Annotated in this window: 23 protein-coding genes and 1 pseudogene; 21 read left to right on the top strand and 3 right to left on the bottom strand. The window is 43.2% G+C overall.

Annotated features, from left to right (window positions below):
- Nucleotides 1-168: 168 nt before the first annotated feature.
- From ACLTD4_RS15625 to ACLTD4_RS15540, 18 genes and pseudogenes are all read left to right on the top strand, one after another.
- Nucleotides 169-957 carry a hypothetical protein gene (locus tag ACLTD4_RS15625; RefSeq protein WP_007858309.1) on the top strand — a complete coding sequence of 263 codons (789 nt, stop codon included), beginning with the start codon at nt 169-171 and terminating at the stop codon, nt 955-957.
- Between the two features lie 21 nt (nt 958-978).
- The gene (locus tag ACLTD4_RS15620) at nt 979-1,443 is read left to right on the top strand and encodes a hypothetical protein (protein ID WP_007858308.1); all 465 of its coding nucleotides are present in this window, start codon (nt 979-981) and stop codon (nt 1,441-1,443) included.
- Between the two features lie 54 nt (nt 1,444-1,497).
- Complete coding sequence (locus tag ACLTD4_RS15615) at nt 1,498-2,202, top strand: Cas9 inhibitor AcrIIA9 family protein (RefSeq protein ID WP_007858307.1); 705 nt, start codon at nt 1,498-1,500, stop codon at nt 2,200-2,202.
- A 42-nt stretch (nt 2,203-2,244) separates the two neighbouring features.
- Nucleotides 2,245-2,760, top strand: coding sequence for a JAB domain-containing protein (locus ACLTD4_RS15610; RefSeq protein WP_243007949.1), 516 nt, complete (start codon nt 2,245-2,247; stop codon nt 2,758-2,760).
- Complete coding sequence (locus tag ACLTD4_RS15605) at nt 2,744-3,304, top strand: hypothetical protein (RefSeq protein ID WP_007858305.1); 561 nt, start codon at nt 2,744-2,746, stop codon at nt 3,302-3,304. Before ACLTD4_RS15610 ends, ACLTD4_RS15605 begins: the two co-directional genes overlap by 17 nt.
- 3 nt (nt 3,305-3,307) lie before the next feature.
- Nucleotides 3,308-5,515 (top strand): PcfJ domain-containing protein, encoded by a 2,208-nt coding sequence (locus ACLTD4_RS15600; RefSeq protein WP_007858304.1) that lies wholly within the window; start codon nt 3,308-3,310, stop codon nt 5,513-5,515.
- A 461-nt stretch (nt 5,516-5,976) separates the two neighbouring features.
- Nucleotides 5,977-6,894 carry a phosphoadenosine phosphosulfate reductase family protein gene (locus tag ACLTD4_RS15595; protein ID WP_117632740.1) on the top strand — a complete coding sequence of 306 codons (918 nt, stop codon included), beginning with the start codon at nt 5,977-5,979 and terminating at the stop codon, nt 6,892-6,894.
- Between the two features lie 46 nt (nt 6,895-6,940).
- Entirely contained in the window at nt 6,941-7,237 is a 297-nt protein-coding gene (locus tag ACLTD4_RS15590) for a hypothetical protein (protein ID WP_007858302.1), read from the top strand.
- Nucleotides 7,238-7,241: 4 nt separating this feature from the next.
- Nucleotides 7,242-7,667 (top strand): DUF6809 family protein, encoded by a 426-nt coding sequence (locus tag ACLTD4_RS15585; protein WP_007858301.1) that lies wholly within the window; start codon nt 7,242-7,244, stop codon nt 7,665-7,667.
- A complete protein-coding gene (locus ACLTD4_RS15580) occupies nt 7,651-8,025 on the top strand; it encodes a DUF4313 domain-containing protein (RefSeq protein WP_007858299.1) in 375 nt (124 codons plus the stop codon). The genes ACLTD4_RS15585 and ACLTD4_RS15580 overlap by 17 nt, the downstream gene beginning before the upstream one ends.
- 131 nt (nt 8,026-8,156) lie before the next feature.
- Nucleotides 8,157-9,515: an ATP-binding protein gene (locus ACLTD4_RS15575; RefSeq protein ID WP_007858298.1), complete on the top strand. Its 1,359-nt coding sequence runs from the start codon at nt 8,157-8,159 to the stop codon at nt 9,513-9,515.
- Between the two features lie 382 nt (nt 9,516-9,897).
- Nucleotides 9,898-10,221, top strand: coding sequence for a helix-turn-helix domain-containing protein (locus tag ACLTD4_RS15570; RefSeq protein ID WP_007858297.1), 324 nt, complete (start codon nt 9,898-9,900; stop codon nt 10,219-10,221).
- A gap of 56 nt (nt 10,222-10,277) precedes the next feature.
- The gene (locus ACLTD4_RS15565; RefSeq protein ID WP_007858296.1) at nt 10,278-10,922 is read left to right on the top strand and encodes a hypothetical protein; all 645 of its coding nucleotides are present in this window, start codon (nt 10,278-10,280) and stop codon (nt 10,920-10,922) included.
- Nucleotides 10,923-11,169: 247 nt separating this feature from the next.
- A complete protein-coding gene (locus tag ACLTD4_RS15560; protein WP_007858295.1) occupies nt 11,170-11,985 on the top strand; it encodes a hypothetical protein in 816 nt (271 codons plus the stop codon).
- Between the two features lie 110 nt (nt 11,986-12,095).
- Complete coding sequence (locus ACLTD4_RS15555; RefSeq protein WP_007858294.1) at nt 12,096-12,554, top strand: hypothetical protein; 459 nt, start codon at nt 12,096-12,098, stop codon at nt 12,552-12,554.
- Between the two features lie 477 nt (nt 12,555-13,031).
- Nucleotides 13,032-13,301, top strand: a complete 270-nt coding sequence (locus ACLTD4_RS15550; RefSeq protein ID WP_412331409.1) for a DUF6462 family protein — start codon at nt 13,032-13,034, stop codon at nt 13,299-13,301.
- Nucleotides 13,302-13,559: 258 nt separating this feature from the next.
- The gene (locus tag ACLTD4_RS15545) at nt 13,560-14,789 is read left to right on the top strand and encodes a tyrosine-type recombinase/integrase (protein WP_007858292.1); all 1,230 of its coding nucleotides are present in this window, start codon (nt 13,560-13,562) and stop codon (nt 14,787-14,789) included.
- A 196-nt stretch (nt 14,790-14,985) separates the two neighbouring features.
- A pseudogene (locus tag ACLTD4_RS15540) lies at nt 14,986-15,468 on the top strand (lysine--tRNA ligase); the annotation flags it as partial.
- A 181-nt stretch (nt 15,469-15,649) separates the two neighbouring features.
- Here the strand turns inward: ACLTD4_RS15540 and ACLTD4_RS15535 are convergent.
- Nucleotides 15,650-16,105 (bottom strand): VOC family protein, encoded by a 456-nt coding sequence (locus tag ACLTD4_RS15535; RefSeq protein WP_117621743.1) that lies wholly within the window; start codon nt 16,103-16,105, stop codon nt 15,650-15,652.
- Between the two features lie 32 nt (nt 16,106-16,137).
- Nucleotides 16,138-16,974, bottom strand: a complete 837-nt coding sequence (locus tag ACLTD4_RS15530; RefSeq protein WP_117621742.1) for a helix-turn-helix domain-containing protein — start codon at nt 16,972-16,974, stop codon at nt 16,138-16,140.
- Nucleotides 16,975-17,258: 284 nt separating this feature from the next.
- On the opposite strand from ACLTD4_RS15530, the gene ACLTD4_RS15525 reads away from it, so the two are divergent.
- Nucleotides 17,259-19,253: a L,D-transpeptidase family protein gene (locus tag ACLTD4_RS15525; protein ID WP_117621741.1), complete on the top strand. Its 1,995-nt coding sequence runs from the start codon at nt 17,259-17,261 to the stop codon at nt 19,251-19,253.
- Between the two features lie 54 nt (nt 19,254-19,307).
- Nucleotides 19,308-20,708: a PLP-dependent aminotransferase family protein gene (locus ACLTD4_RS15520; RefSeq protein WP_117621740.1), complete on the top strand. Its 1,401-nt coding sequence runs from the start codon at nt 19,308-19,310 to the stop codon at nt 20,706-20,708.
- On the opposite strand, the gene ACLTD4_RS15515 is transcribed toward ACLTD4_RS15520, so the two are convergent.
- A complete protein-coding gene (locus ACLTD4_RS15515) occupies nt 20,705-21,517 on the bottom strand; it encodes a MerR family transcriptional regulator (protein ID WP_117621739.1) in 813 nt (270 codons plus the stop codon). The genes ACLTD4_RS15520 and ACLTD4_RS15515 overlap by 4 nt on opposite strands.
- Nucleotides 21,518-21,612: 95 nt before the next feature.
- Between ACLTD4_RS15515 and ACLTD4_RS15510 the strand changes: the two genes are divergently transcribed.
- Nucleotides 21,613-22,257, top strand: a complete 645-nt coding sequence (locus tag ACLTD4_RS15510) for a GNAT family N-acetyltransferase (protein ID WP_117621738.1) — start codon at nt 21,613-21,615, stop codon at nt 22,255-22,257.
- Nucleotides 22,258-22,269: the final 12 nt, after the last annotated feature.

Here is a 22,269-nt window from a genome sequence, read left to right as displayed (position 1 = left end):
GTGCAGGTCCGAACCGCCAGTGGAAAATCCAAGGGAAACTGGAAAGATGGAGAAAGCGTATTTAACTGGTGGCTCTATGGAGGACCTAAGTTGGAAAGACAGGTAGAGGGTCAAATGGATTTAAGTGAGTTTATTGATATGGCTGCTTAGAAAGGAAAGGGAAGCAGAATGGAAAAAGAATCGTGCAGGAACTGCCGGAATATTGATTTTAACAGGAAAGAGATATTGGAAGGCAGGCTGGCAGGAAAATACCGTTATGGGTGTAAGTTTTGTAAAAGCGGATATATCTGCGGCGTATTGTCTCATGACGAAAAGCTGGAGATGCTGGTTTGTCAGGGCTATAGTGGGAATCGCCAACAGGCAGATGATATGAAGTCGATTGCTCAAAGTTATGAGGAACGGCTCCAGGAGCTGTACGACCGCTGGAATTTGTGGAGGCAGACAGGCGCTTTGGAGGCGGAATTGTCTGACGGTATTTATTTAAACAATCTCCGTAAAGGAATTGAGGCATTTCTCAGACAGATTGAAAAAGCATTGCCGGAAGAACACTATCCGGAATGCTATTATTCTCCGCTCCCTCCGGTAATGGACGAGTCCTACATGGCAAACGAAGTCGAAATCAAGGAAGCGGCAGGAAAGGCCCTGAATGCATACAGAAAGAATCCTGATTATCAATGGCTGCAGGAACATTTCTGTGAACTGCAAAATGATGACAGGGAAACAGGGGAGGCTTACCGACTGTTTTACCATGAAGAAGTGCTGGAACAGGCAATCAGGGACGGGGATTTATTAAAAATGAAGAGAGAGAGCTGTCAGGAAGGATTGGCTGTGGCGCTGGCTTTGTGCAGAAAACGAATGGAAAAGAAGCTTCGCTCCGGTAAACGGAAACGGGGAAAGAGCGGAGAAAAGGCGCAGATTACCGGTCAGCTGGATATTGCGGAATTAAAAGTATCTTAGCGGATGATAAGGAGGATGAAAATGTATTATCAGACACTGGTGAAGAACCTGTTTAACGACATGCATCATTTCCTGAATGGGGTTCAGGCAATCAGCCTGGAGGACTTAAAGGACAACTATCAGGAAGAACCGCTGTTCCTGGCTTTCATAGGGAATCTGGATCAGGCTGCAGCTGTTGATTATAATGCGGCGATGAATGAGAGTTATGCTTTTTACAAGAAATTTTGCGGAAAGGGGCTTGCGGAAGAAGATTGGGACCTTGTTATTCTTGAAGTCCAGGAATTTAATAAGAATTGGGAGAACATCTGGTGCAAAGGATTGATTCTTGCGCTTCTGGATATTCTGGACCGGGAGGACAGAGAACTGAGAGGAGAAGGACAGGAATCGGGAGAGAGTTCAACACAGGCGGAAGCAGATGGTGACATGGAGCAGGAAGGAACAGAACTGACAGAGGATGACGGGCAGCAGGAGATGGAAGCAGCCTAAAACGGAAAGGCCGGGGAAACGATTTCTCCGGCTGTTTTTATGGAGGAGGACGCAATGGTAGAAAAGATGATTAAAAAGATGGAAAGTGTTCAGGCAGTCAATCAACTTGCGGCAAAACTAAAGCAGATGGGACTTAAGAAAGACCTGGAAGCACTTGCGGAAAAAAACAAGATAAAAAAATCTGATCTTGAGGCATTCTTGTCCGGAAAGCATTATTTTCTGGTAGACGGCGGAAACACGGTGAAAACTTATGCCAGTGCCAGAGCGAAACTTCTGGATGAAATGCTGTATTTAAAAGACCCCCATTTTGCAGATGTCATTGGAAATGCTCTGTTGAAACAGTGTAGCAATCCGGAAATGGAGTTTCAGATTCTTCAGAGCCATAAGACATTGCAGCGGTGTGTAGACTACTTAATGCAAAAAGCATGGGAACTGGTGGATGAGGAATCGAGGAATCAGCGGATTCGTGTGGGATTTGCTGTGACAAGCGATACGGTGTTTAGCTGGGTCCAGGATTATTATGCCCTTGATGACAAGGAACAGATGGAGCAGAAGGAAAAAGAAGCAGAAGAGAATTTTTTGGAAAAATTATCCACTTCCATCGAGGGTAAAAAGCCAGCAGGCAAGCAGAAAGGCAAAGGGCAGACAAAAAAAGCAAAAACAGAAGAAAAGAAAAAGCCGGATAATACGTCAGACAGGACAGAAAACAAATCGGAAGAGGAACAGATATCTTTGTTTGATGTAGGAATGACTGTGTAAGAGGAGGATATGATGGAAGCGTATTTGCAGCAAGAAAAAATAATGAATATGTTAAGACAGCCGATACCAGGAAAGCGGGTGGATTTAATTCGATTGCAGGTAGTAAGAGAAAGCACAGGTTTATATGGGATTAGCAGGTTTACAGAACCGCAGGAAGCGGCGGACATGGTGAGACCTATGATTTCTGCGGCAGACCGGGAATTATTCCTGGTGATGTCCGTCAATACACGAATGGAGCCTATGGCCGTGGAGATTGTATCGGTGGGGACACTCAACGCTTGCTTAGTCGAGATGCGGGAGGTATTTAAACATGCCATTCTGAATAATGCGGCAGGGATAGTATGTTTCCACAATCATCCGTCCGGAGACGCAGAGCCAAGCCGGGAAGACAGGCTCATGACAGAAAAGCTGGAAGCTGCGGGTGAACTGCTGGGGATTCCTCTGGTTGACCATATTATTGTGACAGAAGAGCAGTATTATAGTTTTAAGGAACAGAAAAGCGGTTCGAGGGATGAATTGGAAGAAGGGGGGCACCGGATTTATGATAATCGCTTATAAAGGGTTTGACAAGGATCTATCCTGTACAGCGTGTGGAAACCGTTTCCAGTATGAGCTGGGAACATGGAATGAGGAGACGGAAGCAAACTGCGCCAGAAACGGATTCCACTGTGCAGAAAATCCCCTAGACTGCCTATCATATTACCCGGATTGGGACAGCGCCCTGTACTATCTGGTTCTGGCAGACGGTGACATTGACGAAGACGCCAACGACAGCCGTATTTCCTGTACCAGGTTGAGGCTTGTAAAACAACTGGAATTACCGGAGTTTATCGCCCATAGCCTGCGATATATCTGTGAGTACCCATTTAGAAAAGATACAAATTTCAGAGTAGAGACAGAGCGGGGGGAAGCATATAGGGGATTTACTGTTGTACGTGGAAAAAGGCCGCTGGCAAAGGGCCGGATTGGCGATGTGCTGGGATTCTTAAAGGAGGAACCGGACAGCCAGAGAATCGCGGAAGCAGGTATCTATGTTGTGGACGGCGAAGAAATTATGCCGGATATCTGGTATGGCATTAAGGGAAGGCAGGAGGCTGCATAGAGAATGAAAAAAGAATATCTGAGAAAGACATATCAAACGGTCGCTACTGATGAAATGATGAAAATGGCGGAAAACGATCATCTGGTAAAAGAAAAGACGTGGTATGGAGCCGTTGTAGAAAATTATAAAACCGATATTTATATGCGCTGCCAGGTGATTGAAAGAATTTTGAAAGTTTCTTTTTTTCAGACACACGATATGCGTATGGGCAGCAATAAACCAGCATATGAGCTGTACATTGATAAGGATACCGGACGATTTTTTACATGGGATACTGCCCGCAGAAAGTGGAAGACAGCAATTCTTGATCATATGGATTGGATTTTTTATGACAGAATTTCTAGAAGTTATATGGCTCCGGAGGACAATCTTCTGATGAAGCAGTATCTGGATGTAGCAGAAGATGGCTATAACGGGATTTCTAATTATCAGAATGACGTGCGTGAAAGACAGCTGAAGGAACGCCACAGACGTGAAACGGAACCATGGGATTTTGTCATGTCAAGAGTACCGGCCCTGCCTAAAGACTGGGAACGCTGGGTGGACAAGCAGGCAATCCACTATAACTATATTTTCTATGATTACTCCAGAAAAAAAATACAGACTGGGTATTGTTCATGGTGTGAGAAGGAAGTTCCAATTAAAAAACCAAAACATAATAAGATGGGGAAATGCCCATGCTGTCGTCATACGATTCAGTATAAGGCCAAAGGAAGGACAGGGAGATTTGAAACGGCTGCGGAGACAGCATATCTTCTTCAGCCTTGTGGAGACGATGTAGTTCTCCGGCAATTTAAAGTTCTCCGGCATTATGCGAAAGGCGGGTATGAAACTCCAAAACTGTATATATTCGAGGAACGGCGGGTTATTTATAACAGCGCAATGGAATCATCAAGATTTTATTATGGTCTGTATAAAAATTCCTATTCCCGTTGGATAAAAGGGGAGCGGGTCAGCTACAATCCATATAGGATGTATTATTATGACAACAGAGATTATGAGGGCGCCGTATACCGTAGGAATCTGCTGTATCTCGCCCGCACAAAATTAAGCAGAACCGGTCTGAGTGAGCTGATTAGGCAATCAGACAGATTAGATCCGGAAGTTTATCTGGAAACACTGAGAGAAAAGCCTTATTTGGAGCAGTTGGCAAAAGCTGGACTGATAATGGTTGTAAAAGATATTCTTGGGGGAAAGAGGGAACTGGAGATAGACAGCTCCCATGACTTTGCAAAAGCGTTAGGGATTGATAAGAACCAGATGAGGCGTTTGAGGAAGGATAAAGGAGGCTTTCAATATCTCGCATGGCTGAAATATGAGAAACAGAATAAAAAGAATTACCCGGATCAAATGTTGAAACAGCTGGAGCAGTGGCAGGCAGAACCCTCAGATTTGGGATTTATCCTGAAAAAAATGAGTCTGGTAAGAATCTGCAATTATCTGAAAAAACAATCTGCTTTATCTGGTAGGCCGGTTAAGGAACTGATTTCAACTTGGCGGGATTACCTTTTTATGGCATCGAGGTTGAAAGCGGATACAGAGGCAGAGCTAGTTTTCAAACCAAAGGATCTGGTAGCGAAGCATGATGAGACAGTTAGCCTGTGCGGTGGAGAGGAGATAGTTAAACAGGCGGAAGAAATATTGGAACATTACCCGGATATTGACTCTATCTGTAGATCTATTCAAGAAAAATATGAATACGGGGATAAACAATACACAATCATTGTCCCCAAAACCGTCGAAGACATTCTCGTCGAAGGTGCAGTCCTCGGACACTGCCTGGATCGTACCGATATCTATTTCGGCCGAATCCAGCGGAGGGAGTCTTTCATTGTATTTTTAAGAAAGACAGAGGCTCTGGATTGCCCTTACTATACGCTGGAGATTGAGCCAGACGGAACCGCAAGGCAGAAACGAACCACGGGAGATAAGCAGAATGCAGATTTTAACAAGGCTAAGCGCTTTATTATGAAATGGCAGCGGGAAATACAGAAGCGTCTCACGGAGGAGGACTTTATTCTTGCTAAGGAGAGCATAAGGCTCAGGAAAAAGGAATTTAAGGAATTGAGAGAAACAAAGGCTAAAATCTGGCATGGTCATCTGGCTGGAAAACTCTTGGTGGATGTCCTGGAAGCGGATTTGATGGAGGCGGTATCCAGTATGGGAGAAGAATGGGAAGGTGAGAAAGCAGACCTTTCTGCCGCAGCCTGATACCACGGTCATGATTTGTGGAGAGTGAGTCAAAAAGAGAAACAAAAAGAGGCCGTGCAAAAGCATTGGCCTCTGTGTGATTACGCAGGAAGGAGGAGAACACATATGGGCAACGATCCCTGTAACAGGAAAGACTGCCCATTACACGGTGCGGCTGTTATGACGTATTTGATTTTTAAGGGAAAGGAGTAATAACAAATCCCGGTAAACCGGGTTTAACGTCAAAGGTGAGTAAGGACGTTAGAGAAAAGGCCAAATAGTTGCGTGAAAGTAAGCCCTGTATGGACATGAAAAGAGAAAACGGTTGAAAGCCCTTAGATGGACAGCAGGCGAAGTAGCAGGGGGAAGCCGATTGGCCTATCCACGATACGAAGTGATTTGTTCGTGGTGTTATGAAATATATCCTTAGCGCGGATACGCTGCGCTGCCGGCAGTCATTGCCTTTAGAGGTGAAAGTGGTAATGACAAGAAACCGGGTAAGAAGCTTTATCAACGAATATGGAACCGAAGGGGTTTACATCAGCTTTAGCGGGGGTAAAGACTCAACAATTCTCATGGATATCGTAAGAAGAGAAGACAGACGGATTCCTGCTGTTTTTGTAGATACCTGGATGGAATACCCGGGTATCCGGCAGTTTGTCAGGCGGCAGGAAAATATCACAGTGCTCAAACCTGTGATGCCGCTGAAAGAAATCATTATACGATACGGCTGGTGCTTTCCGAGTAAGGATGTGGCACAGACTATATGGTATGCAAGACAAGGAAAGCAGTGGGCGCTCAATAAGCTGAATGGTCTGGATTTGGAAGGAAAAAAATCACTCTATCGTCAGCAGTACATAAAATGGCTGCCGCTCTATGAATCAGATATTCTGATTTCGCCGTTTTGCTGTGATAAGCAGAAAGAGGAGCCTGTTGCCCTGTACGAAAAGCAGACCGGCAGGCATCCGATTCTGGCATTGATGGCGGAGGAATCTGCTAGAAGGAAAGAAGCGTATCTGAGGACGGGCTGCAACAGTTTTGAAAGCCGCCGTCCCATGAGCAGACCGATGGAATTTTGGCGGGAGCAGGATGTTCTTCAATATAAACTCCAAAATAGCATTGAATTGGCCGAACCCTATGGAGATGTTGTAGAGGCAGGACAAGTCCCAGGGCAAATGTGCTTTTTTCCATCTGGGGGAAAGCTGCAATGCACCGGGGAACAGCGAACTGGCTGTATGTTCTGCCCTGTGGGCTGCCATCTTACGGATTTTGGTAAATTCAAGAGGTTGAAAAAATTCAATCCCAGGCTGTACGATTACTGTATGGAGGAATTGGGAGAAAAGAGGCTGTTGGATTGGGTAGGAAAAAATTGTAGGAGAGAGCGAAAGTTTGCAGCTTAATGGTTCTTGATAATTAGAAAACTTCTTAGAAAACTGGAGGTACAAATTGAAAGAGAGAGTGGTTGCTTATGGGAGATTTGACTGCAAAAATGAAAAAGGGTATGCAGAACTACTGGCCGTGATTGAATATGAGAATGTCATGGGTAGTGATGCTAAAGGACAACTTATAAAAATCGGTGAGAGGGAGTATGGATGTTATGATGTCCTGAGTGAATCGGATTTTCAGAAAGGTCATTATTTCAGAAACCTGTCAGTACTGATTGATGATTCTATAACTTGTTATGGCAAATATTGTGGGTTCCGAATTTATGAGGTTCCCAGAGAAATCAGGAAGGATGGATAACAATATGAACTTTTATGAAACACAGATGGGAAAGAATTTTTTTGAGGTACAACTGCCCAGGCTGATTCAGGTTTTGGAAGATATTTCTGTATCCTTATCGCAAAAAACGGAATCAGTCACATTGCCGATAGCGATACCAGAAAATTTCCTTGAGGAATTCTATTATGGCAATTTGGAAATCGGAGCCTGTTCCGGAGAAACATGTTCAAATCATCATTTGAAAGAGATTATTTCTATACAAGATGAGTTGCAGGAACAGCTGACACCGGAGCAGTGGGCATTATTCCGAAAATGTATTACACTAATTGAAGATCAGAGCTTAGATGAGGCCAGCTATATGTTTCAGCATGGTTACCGTCTGGCCGTTAATTTAATTGTGGCTGGACTTAAGGAAACAAAGGAGAAAAATAAAGATGGAGAGACGATTTGAATTAAACAAGTACGGGAAAATTTATTCAATATCTTTGGAGGTAAATTCCTACATGGATGGAAATCTTGCCATCCAGATGTACAGTTGGGAAGACGGCTATCCGGAACCGTGGGATTTTCTTACGGTGAATCTGGAGGGGAAAAGAGAAAAAGACTGTGCATTTATTGATACCAATCATAATGGGCAGGAAATCCTTGTATGGATTATTCGTAATGGTCTTGCAGTCCCAGCTGGGAGATATGGGCGCAGCGGATATTGCAGTTATCCAGAATACCGATTTAAAGAAACTTTACTTCGGGAGATTGATCCGAAAGGGTATGAGGACTATATAGAATCGTCATCAGGAGCCGGAAAGTGAACTCAGGGAATGGAACTATGGGAAGCGGCAGAGATGCCGCTTCCTAAAATATTTTATATGACCTTGCATGCATTGAATCCGCATGTCCTATCTGATATAATAAAGATATTCTCTTAGAAGGGAGATTTGCTATGTATATTAAACGAAATGTCTATCAGCAGCTTATGGATTGGAAAAACGAATCCAGTAACAGCACTCTGGAAGTACGGGGAGCCAGACAGGTTGGTAAAACCTATATCATCAATAAGTTTGCAGACGAGAACTTCAAACATAAGATATATATTAACCTTTTTGAATTAAGTGGCAAACAGTTTTTGGAATGTTATAATCGGGCAACTGCATGGATGCCGGGAACACCCCGACCGGAGCACCCGCTTCATGATGCTTTCTGCCTTTACGATCAAAGCTTTGAAGATACTGATGATACCGTTATTATTATTGACGAAATACAGGAATCTGCTGACATATACAATCGGATAAGGGAGTTTACAAGGCAGTTTCAATGCCATTTTATTGTGACTGGCAGTTACCTTGGCCGGGTGTTGGAGCCGGAGTTCCGATTCTCCAGTGGCGATGTCACCAGCGTGACCATCTATACCCTGTCATTTGAAGAATATCTGGCAGCTGCAGACATCGAATTGTTTCGGATGTATCTTCTGATTGGCAATTCTGTGTTTGAAGATAAAAACTATTATGAGCAGTTGAAGCAGTTATACAATATTTATTGCCAGATTGGCGGTTATCCTGCCGTTGTGGAAAAATATCTTTCCAGCGGCTCGCTGGAAATTGCTACCAAAGAACTAAGGCGGATTATAGAAACTTTTTTAAATGAATCCATGCGTTATTTCACAGATATTTTGGATGTAAGTGTTTTTGCGGACATTTTTCTTAATATATGCCGGATACTTGCCAGAGAGAAAAAAGGGCTGGAACAAGATAGTATAGGGGAAGAATTACAGAAATTGGTTGTCAAAGACAGTACTAGCAATATATCCAAGGCAACAGTGGTCCGCGCCATTAATTGGTTGTATCATTCTGGCATAATCGGCTTCTGTGGTAAAATTGTAGAGCTTGATATTCTTGATTTTAAACCGGGAAGACGTTGCTATTTTATGGATTTAGGAATTGCGAATTTCTACATGACACAAGCTGGTCTTGACAAGGCTTCCATAAATGGGACGCTTAATGAAAATTATGTTTATATCAACCTGGTGAAAAGGCTGGATTTTCCACAACAGATTGCATTTGAGACACCAGCGTTTGCCACATATAAGAGTGGTGAAATCGACTTTTACGTACAAAGTCTGAAAGAGCGGACACGGTATGTTATTGAGGTAAAGTCTGGTAAGCAGACTGGAAATACAGCTAAAAAGGCGCTTTTTGACGGTAAGGCAGATTATCTTCTTTACCTGAAAGGCAATACCCATGGCGGTGTTGAGGGCAAAATAATTACCAGACCAATCTATACACTGGAACGATTTCATTTTTAACTGTAATAGGGTACATTAACACATCAATTAAATTACTTTACAAATGAACGGGTCGCCTTGAACATGCGGCCCGTTTGATATTATAGTGAACAAAACATGCGAGATGGGCAGAAGTGTATGGGACATATTAGAAAAGAAAGATTTGTGACTGACTTATCCAATGAAAACGAGGTGCTGGACTTTTGGACTCAATAAAATACTTCTTTAAAAAAATAGTTAATTATGTTAATATAGATGACAGTCCCTATTAAACAAGGACATATTTTTTGGAATTATACTACTCAAAAATGAAGCATTATACTTTTTAGAATACAATCTGATATAATACCTCAATTCTGTTTATGATAGTAATATAATATTACAGAATTGAGGTGTAGTCTACTTGCTAGATGAAAACTATGTTATAAATCGGATTGAAGAATTGTGCGAGAAACGTCAAATGACAAGATATAGGTTAGCGCAGGTATCGGGAATTGAGCAATCCACATTATCCAATCTTCTGAACAGAAAAAGTCTTCCTAACATTATTACATTATCAAAGATTTGTGATGGTTTTGGCATTACACTGTCTCAATTCTTTATGGAAGAGGATAAGATTGTAAATTTGTCAGAAGAACAGCGGCATGTGCTGGACACATGGCTTTCTTTAGCTGATGAGGAGAGGGTTCTTGTGAAAACTTATATACAGGGAATCAGACGGAAGTGAGAGGTACGGTCTAAAAAATATGGACCGACTCTCATTTTTATTGTCCTGGAGCCACTATGAAAAAGAAAATATGTTTTTTAGCCTATTTGTTAGTCTGTTGTCTGTTGTATGGCTGTCAAACAAAGGCCAGTTTATCTATAATTTCTGATGGAGAGGAATCTGCAAATGTTTCAAATGACTGTGCCTTGTGTGGAAAACGAGGGGACAGCCTTATGGGTTATTACCGACGATTTGATTCTATAGGTATAATTTGTCTCAATAAATGGGGTATCAGTGACAGCCAGGTGAGATGTTATGATGAAGATTCTGGAAAAGAAATTTTTGAACAGTCCGGCAACTCTACAATATTTACTTCTTATGGAGAAGGCGAATGTACGTTTATAATCCGAGGAATGCATGAGCGAGGGATTGCTGAAATTGATGTTAATTATGGAGAGAAAAGTGTAATTGACTGGGAGAGACTTTCAGAGCGTCTATGTTCCGAATGCCTAGAGAAGTTTGAAAATATGACAGGCAAAGAAGCTGATTTGGCAGATGGTCAATTCAAGGATGTATGTTTGGTGGACTTTAAAACTGGTGAAGTTTATTCTCTTGAAGATTGGCATACATGGTATATGATTCGGGATTACTATGTAATGATTGATTATGGGGATGATAACGCTCATATTACGATTTTTTATGCACCAGTGAGGAAAGAATAATTTTGGGTATGGTTAGAGGACATATATGTTTTATAGACACGACAAATGCTCGTATAATTAGTCTAATAGGATGAAGTATAATATTAAAAATCAGGTGCATGAATCTAGTGACGAAACGCTCTTCTTTTTGCGTGTAGCATATAGAGGTGTAGCTTATAGAGGTGTAGCTTATAGACTACAATAAGTGGTTACATTTCTTCTGAATATATGTTATAATTTGTCAAAATTGAGTCTTTGGAGAAGCGGTATGAATGAATATTTATTTAAAGATTTAACAACCGAAGAGAAGTTCAGCGTTCGTTTGAAAATTGCAACAAGAAAATACGATGTTTTTGATGGCTATATTATTGTAAGTATAAATCTGGGGGAACAAAAAGATGTGCATATTTTTGAAAAGGATATGTCAGAATTTTGTGGTGGAGAGTTTTCTGCTTGGGAACCAATTTATAAAAATATAGAGATACAGTTGCAGAGCGCTAATGATGGGCATTTCATTGAAACGTTAAAGCAATATAAGCATAATGGAGGTCAATCAGGTTCGCAATTAAAAAATAAATTATTTATTAAATATTATCACTTAGAGAAACCTGCTAATGTAGAGCGGGATGAAGTTGGAAGAAAATGGATAGATTATAATGCTCAATTAACATTAAATAATTATATTTATGATACGAGTGAGAATGGATGTGGGATTTGGGTAACAAATTCGGATTTTTTGTATAAGTCGATGGCGGCGGTTGACAGATATGGCAATAATATTATGATATTGTCTACAATAAAAGATTTAGAATATATTGTTACAGATAATGAAATTGTGGGTGATGGATTTGAAGTGAAATTTTATGGTTCACTAAATAGTGAGGATACATGGCATAATCTTTGGAAGCTGCTAGGAGATAAAATAGTTGAAGATATGCCACTAGATATTATACGTAAATTCAATGGAGCAGAAGTAATTCATGATGAATATATAACAAATAAGGAAAACATATGGATGGAAGAACGTAATAGAAACAATATGAAAAAATCAATACGTGATATCATCAAATCGCGTTTTAAATAGATTTAGTAAGGTATCTTTCGCTTTGTTGGGGAGTGGATATGAAACGATAAATTTTATTGAGCTTCCTGTAAAACGCAAGCTTAAGAAATTATAGGAAAGATGGTATATTAATGAAAAAAAGGTTTTGCAATCTTAGTTGTTATTCAAAGGTGATAATTATTCTTACCATTATATTAACAGTGGTTAATATAGTTCTTATCGTTAAAGGGAAGAGTATTGAGGCATCTTTGCAAGGGAGCACCGGCGTGGTTTTTGATCAAGCCAGTCAAACTGTTAGTGATTTTACAGACGAATATCCAACGCAAAGTAGTAGTGAGATGAAATCACTTATACCTTCGTTGAAAGATACTGCGTTTAAAATTATAACAATAGTGGTAACATTGATTCTCTTTGTAGTCGGAGGTTTAATTTGCAGATTTTTTATAGATCCAATAAAAAAGCTTGCTGTTGGTTTGTGGGAAATGGCATCAGCCGATGGCTGGGTTCCAATTCTAGCCACTATCTATGATGGCATAAGTTTATGCTTTTTAGCTAAGACTATCACGGATATATTATCAGTAATACATTAAAGAACATTCTATAGTTATCTAATTGCTCCCCGTCCAGGCTAACGTCTATAGCTTGAATGAGGGGCAATTGCAATTCTGTGATAGTTTTTAATCACGGCTGTTGCGGTTTCATATTTCATCTATTTAGTCCTATTTTTATTTCATACAATTCTAAATTCTTCCAAAATAATCCTATTTATTTAATGAAAGGCTTAAACGCCAACCGCACATTGACAACCAAATAATCAGTTGTCCTATAACGCAGGCAGGTTTTGAGCATACGAGAGATACGCCCAAACAGAAATGTTGCGAAAACTATCAAATCAAAATAGGTTCCGGCAGGAACCTGATGACTCATGGCGGCCCCATGAATCGTGCGATGATAAGACCTGTTGGAGACTTGTGGGGACTGCCGCTCACCGAATGAGGGGAGACGAGGCCGGCACGAAATATCCGGCTTGGTTTAAGCTGCTTTGCGGGCAGGTAGGGCAACTCCAGGTGCCGGGGGAGGAGAAAATACGGCACAATAAGATTTGCTTTGGAGAAAGTGATTACATTATAAATTCTAAAGAGGTGAAACTGTTGGAACAGGCGAGGAAAGACAGAAAAAAGTTTGTAAGATATCCGGAAGGAGCAGAAATATACTCCATGGGTATTCAATCCTTTATGAAAATAGCAAAAGAAGCCCATGCAGTATATAAGATTCGGAATATTGCATTAGTTAATACGGAGATTCTGGATGCTTATCTGGAAGCCTTTAGAGAATAGGGATGAAAAACGGTTATTGATGGTGATTTATAAATAATATTTAGTATAAATGCACTTGAACAATGAAGACACGAAAGACTATAATATAAGCATAGATTGTTAATCCTGATTGAGGAGGTGAGGAAAAGAAGAATATCGTAAGAAGACAGGAGATACAATCGAAAGTATGCTGAATAAAATGGAATTTTTGTCTCGTCATATGATAGTGAATAAATTGCCAGAAGTAACCTTGATTTTCCGAAAGAGGGGTATAAGCTAATGGCGAATTCGAGAAAAGATTCCAAGGGGCGCGTTTTACGTCCAGGTGAAAGTGAACGGAAAGATGGATATTATATCTATCAGTATAAAGATGTAAACAATATACGGAGGGTGATTTATAACCGTGATTTGGTAAAACTCCGTAAGCAGGAAGATAGCCTTACCAGAGATTTGCTCAATGGGATTGACATATATACAGGTGAGACTACCACGTTGAATGAGGCATTTGACCGCTATATTGCTGGAAAAAGCAATTTGAAGCAGTCTACCAGGACAAATTACAAATATATGTATGACAATTATGTAAGACCTACATTTGGAAACAGAAGGCTGGCGGATATCAAATACTCTGATGTAAAGACATTTTATCAGTATTTGATTGATAAAAAGAAATTTAAGCCTAACAGTATGGAGATAATCAATACGATTCTTCATCCTGTGTTTACAATGGCCCATAGGGATGGTATAATCAGAATCAATCCTTCAGACGGCATTATGAGTGAAATTAAAAAAAGTAATATCTGGGAAAAACCAAAAAGACATGCACTGACTTACGAGCAGCAGAAAGCGTTCATGAAGTATACAACGGAGAGTCCGATTTATAATCATTGGCTGCCACTGTTTGTCACGTTGTTGGGAACCGGCTGCCGTATTGGAGAGGTGATAGGGCTCCGGTGGGAGGATGTGGATTTTGAGGAACGTATTATTTCCATTAATCACAACCTTATCTACCGGATTCAGGATTCCGGGAAATGTGAGTTTCATATAACAACTCCGAAAACAAAGTCTGGTATTCGTACAATTCCAATGTTTGATGAAGTATATGAGGCTCTGCAGCAGGAAGAAGAGCAGCAAAAAGAAACCGGTTTTAATGAGGATGTGATTGACGGATATTCAGGCTTCATATTTACCAATCGCGAGCACCGTGTTCACAATCCCATGACAATTAACCGGGCAATCCGAAGGATTTATGAGGCTTACAATGCAGAGGAAAAGGAGCAGGCTAAAAAGGAAAAGCGGAAACCGATTCTAATTCCGCATTTTTCGTGTCACCATATGCGTCATACATTTTGCACCAGGTTCTGTGAAAATGAAACAAACATCAAAGTTATACAGGACATAATGGGGCACGCAGATGTTACTACAACGATGGACATCTACGCAGAAGCAACAGAAGTAAAAAAGCGTCAGAGTTTTAAAAATTTACAAGGTAAAGTATTAATTTCATAGGGAACAAAATGTCCATAGGATATCCTTTCAGGACATTATGATATACATCATTTCTACATCAAATTTTGCGTTTTACATCAAAATCACATCAAATTCTTGAAATGATATGTAATGGGGTGTAACGCAGAAACCTTGATTTTACAAGGAAAATCGAGCAATATGTAAGAGTGTGTAACGATGTGTAAAGGCTCAAAGTCTAATCCCGACGATGAAGACGCTGGGCAGTTCTGATAATAGCAGGAAGGCCGCTCCGGCCGCTGCTTCTGCTCCGGCTGCTGAGAACGTGAAAGCCGCGGTGGAGATTGATTTTTCCAATGTGAAGATTGAGCCGCTGTTTGAAGAGATGGTGGATTTTGAGACTTTCTCAAAGTCTGATTACCGTGCAGTGAAGATCAAAGACTGCGTGGCAGTGCCGAAGAGCAAGAAGCTTCTCCAGTTTACTCTGGACGATGGAAGCGGCACAGACCGCACGATTTTAAGCGGAATTCATGAGTACTACGAGCCGGAGGATCTGATTGGTAAGACAGCCATCGCCATCGTGAATCTGCCGCCAAGAAAGATGATGGGAATTGACTCCTGCGGTATGCTGATTTCAGCCGTGCATGAGGAAGACGGACATGAGGGACTGAATCTGCTGATGGTGGATGATAGGATTCCGGCGGGGGCGAAGTTGTATTAATACGCAGTGATAGTATTGGAGTAAATAATAACAGGTATCTGATGAAGAAATGTTGCTTCCTCAGATACCTGTTTTAATGTGTGAAAATACATTTGCCTGTTCCAGGACATACTATGCTGTTTTCGCTGGTATGGCCAGAATGTCGTCCCGTTTCATTGCAGATCAGTAAAGTTTTATCCAATTACACCAGCATTTCAACAAACTCAACCGGATACATAGTCCGTTTGGCCACTTCCTCAACCGCTAATCCCTGGCTGAGAAAACGCCTGATGACGCACTCCATGCTTTCTGCTGCCTCAATGATATATTTATCAAAATCATAAAACCGCATACTCCGCTGGCCCCAGGGATATTCCGTCGGGTGATGGATAAATTCCACTCCTTCGATGGCCTCCAGCTTTCTCTCCCAGTCGTCGATCCGGTCTGTTTCAAAATAGAGCTGAAAGTTATTTGCTGCTGTTTTTCTGTTCAGTGATTTACCGATCATTGCTTCGTAGTTTGCCTGCAGGCTGAGGCCATTTTCCAATGAGACGTGTTCTCCTAAATCCATGAGGATTTTTTGCTCCAGGATTGTTTCGTAAAAATATTTTGATTTTTCCATATCATCAACTATAAGCAATGTGCCTCCGTATTTCATATGGATACCTCCTCTTTTTTCTCAATTATAGCCTAAAACTTTGCGATCGCACTGTAAAAATCGGACAAGTTGCTTCGGAATTCCTGAGGAGTAACGCCGCATATGGCCCTAAAATCCCTGATAAAATGAGAAATGTCATAAAAACCGGATTCGGCAGATATATAATCGAGGATGTGGCTCGTATGGTGCAGCAGATAAATGGCTTTGTTGATACGCACGATTCGGGAAAAATGTTTCAGGTTAAATCCTAAATAGTGATTGGAAAGCCTGTTTAAATGACGTTCACTGTAAAATGTTTTTTCTGTTATTTCTTTGAGACTTAAGTTACCGTTACTCTGAATGATCAGCTGCACGGCCAGACGGAATTCAGCCGGGTATTTGCTGCATTGGCTGCAAAGCAGCAGACTCTCGATTCTGGTCAGCAGTTCTTCCGCGGTTCCCGCGTTACAGAAGATTTCTTTTATGGAAGAATTCAGGCGGGGCGCGATCTGTTCAAAGGAAATGATCGTATCCATCAGCTGATTCTGTTTTGTTCCGGTGAATACAAACAGCCCTGCCGGCTGAAATTCGATAATGAATATCACGCTGCATGCATTCGCATTTTTTCCAACAAAATATGGTTTGGAGGACGGTCCGAAAATCAGGATGCGCAGATCGGCCCCGTCATATGTAAGGACAAGAGTTGCACTTCCATGCGGCACGATAGTATAGTTATCGGAAATGACACCTTTGTTTGGAAAGGTTATGGTATAGTTAGAGATCAGTGTTTTCAACTGCTCGCTGGGCGAAAAATAAGCAAAATTCTCATCACCCATTAATAGCGTATTGTTCTTCACGGCTGAAAAATCTGCGCTGTCCTTTTTTATCATATATTTTCACTTTCTGAGAGCTGATCTGTTTAAATGAAAAAAATGCAGATAATTCTATCTACACTTCCTGATTCAGTCTACTACATTTCAAATAAAAAGTCTATAACTTCTTTTTGCTTATCGGGGAATCGCTTTCTTACCATGGTTTTGCTGCTTAAATTGTCTGCCACACAATTCTCCTGTTTTTGTGGTGCAAAGTTGATGTTATAATACCGATAGATTCAAAGCTGTATTGCAGAAGTAAAGTGACAGACGGATTGAAATGAGGAGCATAAGAAAGAAATATGGTTGAAAGAAGGAGTAATGGCGGAGAGCGGCCATTGAAGCGGTGTAAGGAAAAACATATCACGAACCGCAGTATGAAGGCCAGAAGACGGCGAAGGAGAAGAAAATGGATCTATTTTACCAGACGTATTTCCATTTGTATGATAGCGGCGGCAGCAATAGTCTACTGTATGATCAGTCTGAAATACAGAAATACATTTCTGCCAAACACGAGGATTGGCGGTATTACTGTTTCGGGAATGACGATAGAAGAGGTGCAGTCAGAGATCAGGAAGGGAATTGAACGTTATGAACTGGTCCTGGAGGAGAGGGACGGCGCAGAGGAGCGGATAAATGGAGAAGCGGTCGGTCTGCATCCTGTCTTTGACGGGACCTTAGAGAACATTTTGAGGAAGCAGAATTCACTGCTATGGGGGCTGCGAGCCATAAGAGGAGCCGAGTATCCCTCCAGTTATATGGTGGAATATGACAAAGGAAAAATGGATTTGGCGGTTGCTGCTCTGGAATGTCTCGATCCGGAACAGGTTGTGGAGCCGGCTGATGCGTATGTGGCCTTTGTGAGTGGAATCGGATTACAGATTATTAAGGAAGAACCGGGAAAGGCGCCTGTCCGGGAACGTCTGTCAGAAGAAATAGGAAAAGCGGTCTCCAGCCTGGAAACACGTATCTCGCTGGACGAACGGGCTGTTTATAAAGAACCGGGAGTCTCAGAGACGGACCCGGAACTGCTGGCTCAAAAGGAGGCGTTAAAGGTCTGTGCAGATGTGACCGTGACCTACCGTTTCGGAAGCCGTTCTGAGGTACTGGACGGAAGTACGATTCTTCCGTGGCTGTCGATGGATGGAGAAGGAAGGGCAGTCGTTGACCGGAACGGAGTGGAAGCGTATGTGGTGAATCTGGCGAAAAAATACAATACTGCATACTGTGCAAAGGAACTGAAGACTTCCTATGGACCCACTGTGACGATCACAAAAGGCCATTACGGCTGGCTGATTGATAAGGAGGCGGAAACGGAGGCTCTGTTGGAAATAATCAGATCCGGAGAAAGTCAGGAGCTGGAGCCGGTCTACGCCCAGAAAGCGGCCAGCCACGACGGCCCGGATTACGGGGACACTTACGTGGAAATGAATCTCACTGCCCAGCATTTGTTCTATTATAAGAATGGGAAGCTGCTGATTGAATCGGATTTTGTATCCGGAAATGAGGCGAAGGGGTGGAGCACCCCTGCTGGCGCCTATGAACTGACCTATAAGCAGCGCAACGCGGTGCTGAAGGGCAAGAACTATAATACGCCTGTTACATACTGGATGCCATTTAACGGAAATATCGGGATGCATGATGGATACTGGCGGTCCAGTTTCGGCGGGACCATCTATAAGAAAAACGGTTCCCATGGCTGTATAAACCTTCCTCCTGCGGTGGCAAAAACTATTTATGAAAATATTGAGGCACACATACCGGTATTGTGTTATCATCTGGATGGAACGGAAACTGGTAAGACTACGCCGGGGGCGGGTGATGCGTCGAAGGCGGGAGCTTCATCGGTATCGGGAGGTTCGTCCTCTTCCGTGGATTCATCAGTCTCCGAAGAGGGATCAAAGAAAACAACTCCAAACAACAGCCAGACAGAAAGCAGTACGCCAGCAGCAGAAAATACGACTGGTGAGAACCAGACGGCCGCGTCTGAAAATGGAAATAGTAGCGAAGACGGAGAGAACCAGACGTCTGCGTCTGAAAGTGGAAACGGTAACGCAGCCAGTCAGACGGCTGGCCCCGGAAATACCAGCAGCAATAGAGAAAATCCGTCCTCCCCGCCTGGAAGCGAAAGCAGAAATGACCAAATACCAGCGTCATCCCCCATTTCCGACGCTTCCATGCCGAACCAGCCGAATATGCCGAACCAGCCGAATCCGTCAAACCAGCCGAGTCAGTCAAACCAACCGAATCTGTCGGACAACCCCACCTGCCCGGCAACGGTATCCCCGGGACCGTAACACCGCCTTTTCCAACGCGGCAGCACACACAGACACGCCATAGAGGAGATTATCATGCCAATTAATTCATTTGAAAATTATCCAATGTCCTGGAAGCCGGATAAGCAGAAGCTGGCTTACCCGGTCTATTACAGTCTTGCCGATCTGATGGAGCAGGATATTAAGAGCGGAAAGCTGGCGGCCAATACGAAGCTGCCCCCACAGCGGGAACTGGCGGACTTTCTGGATTTAAATCTGAGCACCATCACAAAGGCGTACAAGCTTTGTGAAATGCGGGGGCTGATCCACGCTGCCACCGGAAAAGGGACGTATGTGACGCCTTACGCCAATGTCCCCACATCTACAGTTGAGAAAAATACCGGACCCAGAATCGAACTGGCCATCATCCATCCCTTCTACGAGTCCAACGCGGCGATCCGGGATCTGACGATGGAGATTCTGAAAAAACCATTTTCAGAAAGGCTGTTTGAGTATTCCCATCCCCTGGGGGACAGAGGGCAGATTCTGGCCGCTTCCCGGTGGCTGCAGCGGTTTGGCCTGGAGGCCAATGAGCACAACACCATGATCGCGGCAGGCGCTCAGAATGCACTTGCGACCATACTTTCCACGCTTTTTGAGGCGGGAGACCGCATTGCCGTCGACACCTACACGTATCCCAATTTCATCAGCCTGGCCAATCAGCTTTATTTACAGCTGGTGCCCATTGAAAATGACGTGTGGGGAATGCGTCCTGACCAACTGGAAAATGTCTGTACGCTTCAAAAGATAAAAGGTGTATATATGATGCCGGCGGGAGGAAATCCCACCAATATCGCCTTTTCAGATTCGAGGAAGAGGGAGATCGCTGAGATTATACGAAAACAGAACCTGATTGCAATTGAGGATGACAATTACGCCGCCCTGCTTGAGACACCGTATTCGCCCCTCGCCTTAGAGGCGCCGGAACACTGTATCTATGTCAGCGGGCTTTCCAAGCCGCTCTGTCCGGGGATAAGAATTGCATATTTATATCTGCCGGATCAATATATCAATGCCATGGAACAGGGGATGTTCAGTCAGAATTTGAAGATTTCCTCTTTAAATATGGAGATTGCAGCCGAGATAATCCGGAGCGGCCTGGCGTGGAAAATCATACAGAAAAAGAGGGCGGCCGCCGCGGAGCGCAATCAGATTTATGCCTCCTTTTTTCCTGACTGCGATATTTGCATGGAATCGTATTATCAGTGGCTGGAACTTCCGGAGCATTTAACCGGAAGGCTTTGTGAGGCCGAACTCTCCAGCAGGGGAGTCAGCGTATTCGGCGCAGAGCGCTTCTATGTTGGAAAACAGCTGAAAGCAAATGCCGTCAGAGTGGCAACCAGCTCGGCGGAGAGTGACGAACAACTCCGCCGGGGGCTGGAGGTACTGCAGAATTTTATCCAGCAGCGGGATGCGGGGCCTCTATTCATCGTCTAGTTTTTGACCGGAATCACGATTCGTGTAATGTATTCGTCAATGGAATTGATGGTCATCTCGTTTACCCCTGTTTCGTAGGCGTATCCGAAAAGCGTGAGGCCGTGCTGCTTCGCATAATCCAGGATTTCCGAATATCGCTGCGGAAGCCTGTCCCAGCTTCCCGTACAGTAGGCGCACAGATAGCTGCCGCCCGGTTTTTTATGGATTTCATTTACAGAAGCTGTGTGGGAAACCTTCATAAACAGGCCGTCATACTGGTCGAACTCGGAATGGAGCAGGTGGGAGACGGAGATCAGGGAGCCGTAAGTGGTATCGTGGAGACTCTTAAAATGGTGCTGTTTCATGGATTCAACCATCTGTTCAATCTCATCCTCCATGGACAGGGCCTGGTCGGAGGCAATGATGTGCAGATACTCCTCTTCACATTCGATAACGTCGATCCGGGTCAGATCGGTGTTCAGTAAATCGGTGAAGGTACCGTACTGGTCCGTCAGCATATCACGGATCGCGTTCAGCTTCTCTATTTCACGGTCCACGTCCTGAATCTTTTTATGCAGAAGCTGAACGTAGGCTTCTGCCCCACGCCTGTCTAAAAACTCTTTGATCTCAGGAATTCCCATATTTAATTCCCGCAAAATCAGAATCGTCTCCAGCAAAGAGCTCTGATAGTAGGTGTAATAGCGGTAGCCGTTCTCTTTTACGACCGCCGGCTTGAATAAGCCGATCTCATCGTACCACATCAGAGTCTTTTTGTTGATGTTATGAAGGGCTGCAAATTGGCCGATCGTAAATAGTTTTTCTCTTTCCATAAAAAAATCCCCTTTTCCTCTTGACCGTACAGTTACTGTATGGATTATTATACAGGTAAGACGGTACAAATACAAGAAAAAAGGAGAATAGAATCATGAATTCAAAACATATTACACTGCGCCCCATCACACGAAAGGATTATCCGTTTATAGAGGATATCATACGCAAGACGTGGAAATACGACGCGCTGAGCAGCAATCCGAAGGATGCAAAGCATATGGCAAGGCTGTATCTGCGTTCCTGTCTGCTGCGGGCGACATTTTCCTGTGTCGCGGCTGTGGATGGAAAGGTGCTGGGAGTTATTCTGGCAGGGAGTAAAAAATCCGTTCCGAAATTCGCCCTTCGCCGCACCCTGGCTCAGCTCTGGTCCATTGCGCTGCTGTTCACAACGAAAACCGGAAGAGGAATCGGTAAATTCTTCAGTACCTTCGACCAGACGGACGAAGAACTGCTGAAAAATGCAGGAAATGCCTTTGACGCGGAAATCTGTTTCTTTGCCGTGGATGAGAGTACTAGGGGAACCGGCATCGGAAAAATGCTTTTTGCCCAGGCCCTTGATTATCTGGAACAGGAAGGGGCAAAGACTCTGTACCTCTTCACGGATTCCAGCTGTACTTACCAGTTTTACGAGAAGCGGGGAATGCAGCGGCTGGGAGAGAAGACGGTGGAATTCAGCCCACATACAGACTACCGCCTGAATATGTTTATCTATGGCCTGGAATTGCAGGCGGCCAGCTAAGGCCGCTTTGCA

The sequence above is a fragment of the Hungatella sp. genome (assembly GCF_046966825.1).
Note: the sequence above shows the minus strand (reverse complement) of the source record. Positions and strands in the feature narration are given on the sequence as shown.